This is a genomic window from Rhizobium sp. Nf11,1, from assembly GCF_050587665.1.
GTDB lineage: Bacteria > Pseudomonadota > Alphaproteobacteria > Rhizobiales > Rhizobiaceae > Rhizobium.
The window spans coordinates 218,641-230,732 of the sequence record NZ_JBOBHU010000001.1; the positions used below are offsets into that span (position 1 = coordinate 218,641).

Sequence of the window (12,092 nt, forward strand, 5' to 3'; positions counted from 1 at the left end):
ATGCTGAGATGGACCCGTTTCAACATCATCTCCGTCGTGCTCGGCTTTGCCTTCCTCTATCTGCCGATCGTGCTGCTGGTGGTCTTTTCCTTCAACGAATCGAAGCTCGTCACCGTCTGGGGTGGCTTCTCCACCAAATGGTATGTCTCGCTGCTCTCGAACCAGGCCCTGCTCGACGCCGCCTGGGTGACGATCCGCGTCGGTCTGCTGTCGGCCACCTTCGCGACCATCCTCGGCACGATGGCGGCGCTGACGCTGGTGCGCTATAGCCGCTTCCGCGGCCGCATGCTCTTTTCGGGAATGGTCTATGCGCCGCTCGTCATGCCGGAAGTCATCACCGGTCTGTCGCTGCTGCTGCTCTTCGTGGCGATCGGCTTCGACCGCGGCTTCTGGACGATCACGCTGGCGCATACGACGCTGACCATGTGCTTCGTCGCCGTTGTCGTGCAATCACGGCTCTTGAGCTTCGACCAGTCCATTGAGGAAGCCGCCCAGGATCTGGGTGCGCCGCCTGTGCGGACCTTCTTCGAGATCACGCTGCCGATCATCTCGCCGGCGGTGTTTTCGGGCTGGATCCTGGCTTTCACGCTGTCGCTCGACGACCTCGTGATTGCAAGCTTCACCTCCGGCCCCGGCGCCACCACACTGCCGATGAAGATCTATAGCCAGGTGCGCCTTGGGGTGACGCCCGAGATCAACGCGATCTGCACGATCCTGATCGCCATCGTCGCGGTCGGCGTTATCTGCGCATCGATCGTCACCAAGCGCCGCGAAGTGCAGCGCGAGCGCGATGAGTGGGCGGCTGCTGCCGGCGCCTGATCCAACGAAAACGAAGAACTCCAGCAGGGCTGGCTGGCGGTCGCTGACGACATGAACGTTTGACTTCGTTCACCGATGTCGCCGAGAGCGCATCGTTGTGAAATCTCAGCCGAGATAGGATGCCCGCTCGAACGCCTTTAAAAGTGCTCGCTCGGACAGATTGAGGTAGGTCTCCATCTCGTGACACGCCTGACTGTTCTCACCTTTTTCTGTCAGGGTAACGATAGTCTTGTTCATATCAATGAACGGTGCGTGAAGTTGCTCCAGATTATCCAGAAGCCCGAACCCAAGGCGCAACTCTGCTGCAACGCGTTCGTAGAAATCGCTAAGCCGTGCGCTGTCTGCCAGGTCCACGATCGCGCTGTGAAATTTCATGTTCGCACTTCCTACTGCATGCCAGTCCTGCTCTTCACGCTTGGTCTCCGCCTCCTCCACAGCCTCGCGCATCGCTTTGACCGCAGGATGAAGTCGCCAGGCTTGCCGAAGCGCGCCGCACTCCAACATCCGGCGAACTCGGTAGATGTCCATGATAGAAGCCACATTCGGTGTTGCTACAAATACACCCCGGTTGGTCTCGTGGCGGAGCAATCCGTCCTTGGTAAGCAGCCGAAAGGCCTCGCGGAGTGAGTTACGCGACACTTCAAACCGATCACTGAAGCCTGCTTCAGACACCCGCTGCCCAGGTAACAATTCACCGGAGATCAACAAAGCGCGGATGCGCTTCGCCAATCGGTCTGCCAAGGGCTGACTCTCAGCTTTTTCGGTCACCGAAACCTCTTCTGCCGCATGGGGATATTCGGCCATTGCATACCATTAAAATGGGCGACTGGAAGGGGAAATCAGTGCGGTTTCAGTAAACGATGTAATTTGATCGTTGAACAATCTGTTAGGTACGTCTTCGCCTGCTCCCATCGCGCTGAAGATGTCTCTGATCAAGATATTTGTGTCTCGATCAACAATATGAGAAAGACCCTCATTTTTTTCGTATTTTGGCAGAACGATAAATAATTATCGTTGAACAATCTTGACAACGTTGCAGAGCGGATCATGATGGGAGTGCTAAAAGCATCCGCGAGGGGCGGGTGACGATAAACGGAGAAACTTCCATGCAGCAGACCGAGCTCGCGCACGGCCGCCAGGTTGCGACTGTGCAAAGCGCCAAAGCGCAGCGCTACGCCTTACTTTCCGCAATGTTCCTGATGTCGATGGCAGCCGTAGGACCGGGCTTCATCACACAGACGGCCAATTTCACCGTTAAGCTCGGAGCAGCCTTTGCCTTCGCGATCATCGTTTCCATCTTGATCGACTTCGTCGTCCAGGCAAATGTCTGGCGTATTGTAACGGTGACCCGCATGCGGGCGCCGGCAGTTGCCAACGCGGCAATTCCGGGTTCGGGTTATCTGCTGGCCGTTCTGGTGATTATCGGTGGCCTGTTCTTCAATATTGGCAACATCGGAGGGGCAGGGCTTGGCCTCAATGCCATGATCGGTCTCGATCCGAAGATCGGCGGCGCGATCGGCGCCCTTGTTGCCATCGGCATCTTCGTTTCGCGCCGTGCCGGTGTGGCGATGGATCGCGTGGTCTTCGTCGCCGCCTTCGTCAAACTTGCACTTATTCTTTATGCTGCAGTCGTTTCCGGTCCCCCGGTCGCTGATGCTTTCCACCAGACGTTCCTGCCATCCACAATTGACTTTGCCACCATCACCACGATCGTGGGCGGCACGATCGGCGGCTACATTACGTATGCCGGTGCACATCGCCTGCTCGACAAGGGAACGGTCGGAGTCGAAAACATCAGCGCGGTCAATCGCGCGGCGCTGAGCGGCATCGCTATCACCGGAGTGTTGCGCTATATCCTGTTCCTGGCCGTTCTCGGCGTCGTTGCCTCTGGAGCGGTCATCGACCTGTCCGGCAAAGCAGCAAATCCGGCAGGCCAGGCCTTCCATGCCGCGGCCGGCGACATCGGCTTCCGCCTGTTCGGCGCAGTCTTCCTTGCTTCTGCGCTAACCAGCATTATCGGCGCAGCGTACACGTCGGTCTCGTTCCTCACGGCCTTCAAGTCGGATATGAGCGAGCGGCAACGTAACTTGTCGACAGTTGGTTTTATCTGCATCTCGCTGATCGCCTATATGCTTGTCACCACCCCGCCAGCCGCTATGCTTGTGTTCGTCGGCGGTCTGAACGGTCTCGTGTTGCCCATCGGTCTTTCGATCCTGTTGTTCGCAGCCTGGAAGCGCGCAGACCTGATGCATGGATACCAATATCCTCGTTGGCTCTTGGGCCTTGGTGCACTCGCCTGCTGCCTGACCTGGTACATGGCCTACAAGTCCGTTGGCCCTATCTTCGCGCTGCTCGGCTATTAAAATCATCCACCCGAATTCTAGCCGGCCATATTGGTGTGGCCACGCAAGTCCACTGCTTCAGGAGGAATATCATGATGGCCGTTATCGATCTCAACAGCGATCTTGGCGAAGGTTACGGCGCTTGGAGCATGGGGGATGATGCCGCAATGCTCGCCGTTGTTTCCAGCGCCAACATTGCCTGCGGTTTTCATGCCGGTGATCCGGCCGGGATCTACCGCACAGTCAAGGGTGCTGCTGAGAAGGGCGTCGCGGTCGGCGCGCATGTCTCCTACCCGGATCGCGTCGGCTTCGGCCGCCGCGATCTCGATGCCACCTCTGAAGAACTGATTGCCGACGTCATATATCAGATCGGCGCGCTGAAGGGCGTTGCCGCAGCCGCTCGCACGACCGTTCGTTACGTGAAGCCACACGGCGCACTCTATAATCGTATCGCGAACGACTCAAAACAGGGACGGGCCGTCATCGACGCCATAAAGGCCGTCGATCCTTCCTTAATCCTAGTGGGCCTTGCCGGCGCACCCATTCTTGATCTCGCCCGCAAGGAGGGGCTCGTTGTTGTCGCAGAAGCCTTTGCCGACCGAGCCTATACTCCGCAGGGACAATTGGTCTCCCGTCGCCAAGCCGGTGCGGTGCTGCACGACGCCACCCATATCGCCGAGCGCATGTTGCAGCTTGCCCGTGAAGGCACGCTTGAGGCCATCGACGGCAGCACCATCAAGATCGAAGCGCAATCCATCTGTGTTCATGGCGACAGCCCCGACGCCGTTGCCATAGCACAGGAAGTCCGCCGCCGTTTCGAACTGGAAGGCGTCGAAATCCGTTCGTTCACGCCCGCCATTTGAGGAACAGCGCATGATCATTCCCGCCTCTTGCCTGAGGCAAGCCGTGGCAGCCATCATGGCCTCCGGCGTTCGCTTCGCCACAACCCGTGCACCGAGCCACATGTTCGTAGCCGACATTTCCGATTCTGCCGATCACGTGTGAGAACAGAATGCGTTTTCTTCCGGTCAGCCTCACCACCCTGCTTGTCGAACTGGCCGATCTTGACCAGACGCTTGCTTTGTTCGCCTCCCTTCAAGCCGATCCGATCGAAGGTATCGAAGAAACAGTTCCGGCGGCCCGGACGCTGATGATCCATTTTCGCCCAGAGAGAATTAGCGGCGAGACACTGGCAAGCAGGCTTGCGACCCGCGATCTCTCGGCCAAAATCGCCGCCTCGGAAAATCTCGTCGAAATTCCCGTTCGTTACGACGGTGAAGATCTCGGCGACGTCGCTGAATTGACCGGCCTGAGTGTTGAAGAGGTCATCCGTCGGCACACCGAAAGCGAGTTCATTGTCGCCTTTTGTGGTTTTGCGCCCGGTTTCGGTTATCTCGTCGGTGGCGACCCCGCGCTTCACGTACCACGCCGCCAAAGCCCGCGTACCCGTATACCCGCTGGCTCCGTCGGGCTTGCCGGCGCTTTCAGCGGCGTCTACCCGCAAAACAGCCCCGGTGGCTGGCAGATCATCGGCACAACGCCATTGAAGATGTGGGATATCGATCGCGATCCAGGCGCGCTTCTCCAGCCCGGTTATCGCGTCCGCTTCCTCAATATGGCAGGCAACACCGTTTCTGTTGCCTCCACGACGCCGCGTAAAGATAAGGCGAAAACAGGCAGGACCGCACCACACTTCGAGGTTCTTGCGGCACCGATGCCGGCGCTGTTTCAGGATCTCGGACGCTTCGGCCAAACCGGGCAGGGCATCTCGGCAGCCGGAGCGCTTGATCGCAGTGCTTTCAATGCCGCTAACCGCATTGTCGGCAATCCCGCCAACACACCCTGTCTTGAACTGACGCTCGGCGGTTTTTCCTTCAAAAGCTCAAGCCGGACCGTTATTGGTGCTGCCGGAGCGCTCGGCTCGATCACGATCAAAACCGCAGCCGGACGCACATTCACTGCCGAAGCTTATGCCCCGGTATCCCTGGAGCCCGGCGATGTGGTGACCTTTGGCCAACCGCTGAAGGGCATGCGCAGCTATCTTGCTGTGCGCGGCGGTTTCAAGGTCGAACCTGTTCTTGGCAGCGTTGCAACCGATACGTTGGCGATTGTCGGCCCGCAGCCGGTCACTGCTGGCTCAACCCTCTTTTTAAATCTCGTGAACTCAGGCCTTTCGAGCGTTTCGATCGACGAGGTACCGGCGTTCGGCCCACCGCGGCCTGGCGATGTGGTAACACTCGATGTGGTTCTGGGTCCTCGCACGGACTGGTTCACGCAAAGGGGACTCGAGACCCTGACAGGCCAGCTATGGCAGGTGACGCCACAGTCGAACCGCGTCGGCATCCGGCTGGCTGGCGACATTCCGGTCGAACGGAAGGATAGCGCCGAACTGGCAAGCGAAGGTACTGCGACAGGCGCCATCCAGATACCTCACAGCGGCCAGCCGGTCCTGTTCCTTAACGATCACCCGTTGACCGGCGGTTATCCGGTTATCGGCGCAGTCGCCAATTATCACCTTGATCTTGCGGGTCAGATTCCGGTGAACGCAAAAATCAGGTTCCGGCCAATTGGCCCATTCGCCGAAATATCGGCGCGCGAGAACCCAGAATTCCGAGGAGAACAGCGATGAAGAAAGTACTGATTGCCAATCGGGGCGAGATCGCGGTGCGCATCATCCGCGCCTGCTGCGACTACGGTATCCAGTCCGTCGCCGTTTATGCCGACCCTGATCAAGACGCACTTTTTGTGCGCCTGGCCGATGAGGCTTATGCACTTGAAGGTATCCGCCCTGCGGAAACCTATCTTGACATTTCCAAGCTGATCGCCATTGCAAAACGCGCCGGCGCAGACGCCGTACACCCCGGTTATGGTTTTCTCTCCGAGCGCGCCGAATTTGCGCAAGCGGTAATGGATGCCGGGTTGACCTGGATCGGCCCGGACCCCCAGGTCATTGAAGCGCTCGGCGACAAGGTGGAGGCGCGACGCATTGCCACCAGCGTAGGTGCACCGTTGGTCGCGGGAAGCGATGGTCCAGTCTCCTCCGCAGCAGAAGTCATCGCCTTTGCCGAGGAATATGGCCTTCCTGTTGCCATCAAGGCGGCTCACGGCGGCGGCGGTCGCGGCCTGAAGGTCGCGTGGAAAATGGAGGAGATCACTGATCTCTACGACTCCGCCGTTCGTGAAGCAACCGCCGCCTTTGGTCGCGGCGAATGTTTCCTCGAACGTTTCCTCGATCGACCCCGCCACATCGAAGCGCAGGTCGTTGCGGACAAGCACGGCAATGTTCTCGTTCTTGGAACGCGAGATTGCTCGCTACAGCGCCGGAACCAGAAACTGATCGAAGAAGCGCCGGCACCTTTCTTGTCCAAGGAGCAGCGGCGCAAGATCCACGAGGCGGCGAAATCAATCTGCGCGGCTGCAGGCTATTCAGGTGCCGGTACCGTTGAATTCCTGCTCGGCGTTGACGGGACGATTTCCTTCCTCGAAGTCAATACTCGGCTTCAGGTGGAACATCCCGTAACCGAAGAAACGACTGGCATCGATCTGGTCATCGAACAATTTCGCATCGCAGAGGGCCATAAGCTGCCTGTCCTCGATACGCCGGAACCGCGTGGCCATTCCATGGAGTTTCGCATCAACGCCGAAGACCCCGGCCGGGGCTTCCTGCCGACGCCCGGCTCCATCTCGGTTTTCGACGCGCCTTCCGGCCCTGGAATCCGTGTGGACAGCGGCGTCGTGGGCGGTTCAAGCATTCCGGGCGTGTTCGATTCGCTGATGGCGAAGCTCATCGTAAGCGGCTCAGACCGAGACGAAGTGCTGCGCCGTGCCCGCCGCGCCTTGAAAGAATTCCGCATCGAGGGCGTGGCAACCGTCCTGCCGTTCCACCGTGCGGCCATCGAAACCAAAGACTTCATCGGCAGCGATGGTTTCAAGGTGCATACGCGATGGATCGAGACTGACTTTGCCGCCATGCCAGACGCGATGGAACGTCCCGAACCGGCAAACGACCCATCCATGACCCACACATGGCTGGAGATTGACGGCAAGCGCGTAAAAGTTGGACTGCCAAACATATTGTTATCTGGTCTTAGCACGGCCGGTCAGATCGACACCGCCGCAGCCGATGCGAACGGTCAAAAAAAGGAAGAAGGCGTTGTGGCACCAGTTTCCGGAACGCTGCAATCCTTCAAGGTAGAGGATGGCGCTACTGTTGCCGAAGGTGATCTCCTGGCGGTGATGGAGGCCATGAAGATGGAAACACAGATCGCTGCCCCGAAGGCGGGCAAGGTCCACCTTCTTGTAAAGGAAGGCGACTATCTGCAGGCTGGCGTGTCGCTCATGGCGCTTGAATAGTATGAAGGAGCACGGTCGATCTACCGCCGCCATACGATTGGTAATTAACCGATCGTCCCCGGCGCAGGCTGGTCTTGCTCGGAATGCTCCGGCCGATGACCGCCAGGCCTTTTCTCGGCGAGAGGCTGGTACGCTCGCCCTTTAAGAGGGCCGCAGCGTTGGGTTGCCGCCAAATAGCGATTCGCTCTGCTCAATGGAACTTGTTGTGAAACGACGGCAGATCTGGCGTCCCGATGGCTATTGCGCGTGGGGCGCGGTGTTCAGAAGTGGAACCGGCGAGATCACCGGGTTCGGCCATGAGCCGCCGACGAAGAACGGCAGAAGCGGCAGCTCGGCTGCCTTGGCCGGATCGGTTGTCTCCAGCGAACCGGAAAGCGCCAGCCCGTTGGACTGATAGGTGACCACGCCGGAAAGCGCCAGCGTCTGCGTCGGCCCGACGATGTTGGCGTCATGGATTTCGGCGGAGCCGTTGGCGAAATCGGCTTGAAGGTCCAATTGGTTGAAGGCGAAAGCGCCGCCCGCTGCGGCACTCAGCGGAAAGAACGGCTTTTGGGCCGCCTGTGTCCTGAGCGCTCCTACGTCGATTCCGGGAATCGTGCCCTCCCTTGTCCAGAAATGCAGTGTGCCGGTGACGTCGGCAAGACCGGCCGTCCAGATCGCTTTCGACGACTGCAGGTCGAGATCGAGCGATCCCGTCGCAAGCGGCAGCGGCCCTTTGAGCTGCAGACGTTCGGCAAGGCCAGCGAAGTCGGCGTCGCGGATCGACAGCTGCAGCTTGCCGCCACCGTCGAAGTCACGCCGTGTCGCCTCCAGATGCGCCGTCATTTCGCCGCCTTCGAAGCCGCTGTCGCCGATATCGAATTTCGCCTCGCCGCCCGTGACGATCATGCTGGCGCCGACATCGGAAAGCTCGAAGCGGCCCATCTCGGCGCGCCGCGCCGAAAGCCTGACGTCGACGTCGAGCAGTTGCAGCGGTTCGCTGATGCCGGCGGAGATGTCCTCCGCCTCACCGGCCGCCAATCTCAGGGCGAAAGCATCAAGGAACGGCTTCAGGTTCATCTGGTCGAAGGCGAGCGTGCCTCCGATCTTCGGCGGTCTGCCGGCCGTGGTCGAAAGGTCCATCACGCCAGTGGCGCTCGCCTCGTTCAGCGACAGGCTGAGATTGTTGAAACGCAGCCCGCTGCCCGACGACATGATGTCGGATTCCAGCGAGGCGCTCTTCAGAGTGCCGACGCCGGGGAGCGATCTGCCCGACCATGTCAGAAACGCCGGCACATCGGGAATGCTGACGGCGATATTGCCGGACAGCGCCGAAAGGCTGGCGATGCTGGCGATCCCTTGAAAATGGGCCGTCAGCAGGTTTGACGTCAACGATGTCCGCGTCTCCGCGCTCTTGCCGGCAAAGGCAAGCAGCGGCTGGCGCGAGGCGAAATCCACCTTCAGGTCCACGCCGTTGATACGGGCGATCACGACAGCCGAGATCGCGCCCGAGAGCTGTGGCCAGCCGACGTCGGCCGTGACGCTGTCAAAATTGTAAGTCTTGGCGCTCTTGAGGTCGGTGACGGCAAGCGTGCCGTCCTCGACGGTGACCGCACCGATCTCGGCATCGAGAGCGGGATCGAGCATCTCAGCCCCGTTTTCGTAGCGCACGCCGCTGATCGCGCGCGCAAGCAGGCCGGCGTAACTCCAGTCGATCAGGCCGTTCTCGTCACGCGTCAGCGCCAGGTTGGGCCGCAGCAGATGGAATTCGTGGAAACTCGTCCGGCCTCTCAGCGCATCGATGAGGCTGAAATCCGCCGACAGGCTTTCAATACTGCCGAGCAGCTTGTCGCCGCTTTCGCGCGGCTGGCGGATGGTGACCTGGTTCAGCGTGATGCGCGGCGTCGGCCAGAATTCGAGAACCGGATTACCCTTGATTTCGGCATGGTAGCCCGTCCATTTCGACAGCGCATCCTCGATGCCGGAGCGCACGAAACCGGCCGTGATGAGATAGGGTGCTGCGACCCTGAGGGCCACGAACAGCGCAAGCGCAACCAGCAGAAGCAATGTCGACATGCGGGCAAAGGCCGGAAGCCAGCGCGAAACCGGCCCGATCTTCCTGCGCCACCTGTGATGTCTAGACGTACTCATGATCTCCGCCGCTTACCCAAGCGCTGGTTTCGCCCGATATATGAAATATCAGGCCTATGCAAATCCAATGCATGTCGCCCGGAAGCGTGCAGCGGTTCCGGGACAACGACATCATAAAACGAAGAGCCGAACCGCGTCCCATGAATCCGGTTCATGCCAGCGGTTTAGCTTTGGGACCGGGCAGTTGTGCACTTTATAATGCAATGCAGCATGATATAAAGACGGCATTGGGGAGGAGGAATGAATGCAGGATAATAAGCCACTTTGGGTGCCCTCGGCCGAGGCGGTCGCCAAAAGCCCGATCCACGCCTTCATCGAGCGTTGTAACGCCGAGTTCGGGCTTTCGCTTTCGGGCTTCGATGATCTGCATGCATGGTCGGTGGCCGAGCGGGAGAAATTCTGGTCGACGGTTTGGGATTTCTGCGGCGTGAAGGGAGAGCGCGGCGCAGAAGTGCTCGTCGACGGCGACAGCATGCTCGGCGCTCGCTTCTTTCCCGACACGACGCTGAATTTTGCCGAAAACCTGCTGCCCGGCCGCGGTGAGGCCGACGCCATCATCTTCCGCGGCGAGGACAAGGCCGAAGACCGTTGGTCGTGGGATCGGTTGCGCGCACTGGTCTCCAAGCTGCAGCAGGCCTTCGCGGCACTCGGCATCGGCAAGGGCGACCGCATTGCCGCTATGATGCCGAACATGCCCGAGACCGTCGCCGCCATGCTTGCCGCCGCCTCGATCGGCGCCATCTGGTCATCCTGCTCTCCCGATTTCGGCGAGCAGGGCGTGCTCGACCGCTTCGGCCAGATCGGCCCCCGGCTGTTCATCGCCTGCGACGCCTATTGGTATTCCGGCAAGCTGCAGGACGTAGGCCAGAAGGTTGCCGCGGTGGCCAAAAGCCTCGGTGTTCCCACGATCGTCGTTCACTATGCCGGCGATGCCGAGGCGGTGGCGGGCAGGACGCCCGGGGCTTCGACGCTGGACGCCTTCATTGCTCCTTACGAGGCCAAGGAGATCGCCTTCACGGCGCTTGCTTTCGGTCATCCGCTCTACATCCTCTTTTCCTCAGGCACGACCGGGGTGCCCAAATGCATCGTGCATTCGGCTGGCGGCACACTGCTGCAGCATCTCAAGGAGCACCGGCTGCATTGCGGCCTGGAGGCAGGCGAGAAGCTCTTTTACTTCACCACCTGCGGCTGGATGATGTGGAACTGGCTGGTCAGCGGGCTCGCCAGCGGCGCCACGCTTTGCCTGTTCGACGGCTCGCCCTTTGCACCTGACGGCAATGTGTTGTTCGACTATGCCGAGGCGGAAAGATTCGCGATTTTCGGCACCTCGGCAAAATATATCGATGCGGTGCGCAAGGGCGGGTTGACGCCGCGCAAAAGCCACGATCTCTCCAGCCTCCGGCTGATGACCTCCACCGGTTCGCCGCTGTCGCCCGAGGGTTTCACCTTCGTCTATGAGGGCATCAAGGAAGATGTACAGCTCGCCTCGATCTCGGGCGGCACCGACATCGTTTCCTGTTTCGTGCTCGGCAACCCGCTGCAGCCGGTCTGGCGCGGCGAGATCCAGGGGCCGGGCCTCGGTCTTGCGGTCGACGTCTGGGATGATGACGGCAAGCCGGTGCGCGGCGAGAAGGGCGAACTCGTCTGCACCAAGGCCTTCCCCTCCATGCCTGTCATGTTCTGGAACGACCCTGATGGCGCCAAATATCGCGCCGCCTATTTCGACCGGTTCGACAATGTCTGGTGCCACGGCGATTTTGCCGAATGGACCAAGCATGGCGGTCTCGTCATCCATGGCCGTTCGGATGCGACGCTCAACCCCGGCGGTGTGCGCATCGGCACGGCCGAAATCTACAACCAGGTGGAACTGATGGACGAGGTGGCCGAGGCGCTGTGCATCGGCCAGGAGTGGGATGATGATGTCCGTGTCATCCTCTTCGTCCGCCTTGCGTCAGGTGTGACGCTGACCGAGGATCTCATCAAGGCGATCAAGACGCGTATTCGCACCGGCGCCTCGCCGCGGCACGTGCCGGCAAAGATCATCGCAGTTGCCGATATTCCCCGCACCAAGTCAGGCAAGATCGTCGAGCTTGCGGTGCGCGAGGTCGTTCACGGCAGGCCCGTGAAAAACCAGGAGGCGCTCGCCAACCCCGAAGCATTGCACCTCTTCGCCAATTTGAGCGAACTGAGGGACTGATAAGGAACGGTAAACCACAAGCTTTCACCATTCAGCAATGACCTGTCATGGAAACCTTTCGTTAAGAAACCTTTGTCAAAGGTGAAACAACTTGGGGGCCGCACATGAACGAGGCGGCCTGAAGCCTCCGGGCTTACGAAACATGACGTTGATCGACTGAGCTCTTGTTGAACAGCACCTATTTGAAGGCAGCCTCCGGGCTGCCTCTTTTTTGCTTGCCCGTGCAGCGTTCCGGCGGCTCCGCCCCGTCG

General features: G+C 60.0%; 8 protein-coding genes. 6 read left to right on the forward strand and 2 right to left on the reverse strand.

What is annotated here, in order from left to right; genetic code table 11:
* On the forward strand, window positions 1–819 hold the full coding sequence (locus ACQ7C1_RS01110; RefSeq protein ID WP_221157658.1) for an ABC transporter permease: 819 nt from the start codon (window positions 1–3) through the stop codon (window positions 817–819).
* Between the two features lie 105 nt (window positions 820–924).
* On the opposite strand, the gene ACQ7C1_RS01115 is transcribed toward ACQ7C1_RS01110, so the two are convergent.
* The gene (locus ACQ7C1_RS01115) at window positions 925–1,587 is read right to left on the reverse strand and encodes a GntR family transcriptional regulator (RefSeq protein ID WP_183702789.1); all 663 of its coding nucleotides are present in this window, start codon (window positions 1,585–1,587) and stop codon (window positions 925–927) included.
* 338 nt (window positions 1,588–1,925) lie between these two features.
* On the opposite strand from ACQ7C1_RS01115, the gene ACQ7C1_RS01120 reads away from it, so the two are divergent.
* The 4 genes from ACQ7C1_RS01120 (at window position 1,926) to ACQ7C1_RS01135 (ending at window position 7,514) form a co-directional block, all read left to right on the forward strand.
* A complete protein-coding gene (locus ACQ7C1_RS01120) occupies window positions 1,926–3,182 on the forward strand; it encodes an NRAMP family divalent metal transporter (protein WP_183702757.1) in 1,257 nt (418 codons plus the stop codon).
* 74 nt (window positions 3,183–3,256) lie between these two features.
* Window positions 3,257–4,024 carry a LamB/YcsF family protein gene (locus ACQ7C1_RS01125; RefSeq protein WP_097600377.1) on the forward strand — a complete coding sequence of 256 codons (768 nt, stop codon included), beginning with the start codon at window positions 3,257–3,259 and terminating at the stop codon, window positions 4,022–4,024.
* A gap of 149 nt (window positions 4,025–4,173) precedes the next feature.
* Window positions 4,174–5,790, forward strand: a complete 1,617-nt coding sequence (locus ACQ7C1_RS01130) for a 5-oxoprolinase/urea amidolyase family protein (protein ID WP_430956997.1) — start codon at window positions 4,174–4,176, stop codon at window positions 5,788–5,790.
* Window positions 5,787–7,514: an acetyl/propionyl/methylcrotonyl-CoA carboxylase subunit alpha gene (locus ACQ7C1_RS01135; RefSeq protein ID WP_430956998.1), complete on the forward strand. Its 1,728-nt coding sequence runs from the start codon at window positions 5,787–5,789 to the stop codon at window positions 7,512–7,514. Before ACQ7C1_RS01130 ends, ACQ7C1_RS01135 begins: the two co-directional genes overlap by 4 nt.
* A gap of 237 nt (window positions 7,515–7,751) precedes the next feature.
* On the opposite strand, the gene ACQ7C1_RS01140 is transcribed toward ACQ7C1_RS01135, so the two are convergent.
* Window positions 7,752–9,644 (reverse strand): AsmA family protein, encoded by a 1,893-nt coding sequence (locus ACQ7C1_RS01140; RefSeq protein WP_430956999.1) that lies wholly within the window; start codon window positions 9,642–9,644, stop codon window positions 7,752–7,754.
* Between the two features lie 244 nt (window positions 9,645–9,888).
* Here ACQ7C1_RS01140 and ACQ7C1_RS01145 point away from each other — a divergent pair, with 244 nt between their 5' ends.
* The gene (locus ACQ7C1_RS01145; protein WP_430957000.1) at window positions 9,889–11,841 is read left to right on the forward strand and encodes an acetoacetate--CoA ligase; all 1,953 of its coding nucleotides are present in this window, start codon (window positions 9,889–9,891) and stop codon (window positions 11,839–11,841) included.
* Window positions 11,842–12,092: the final 251 nt, after the last annotated feature.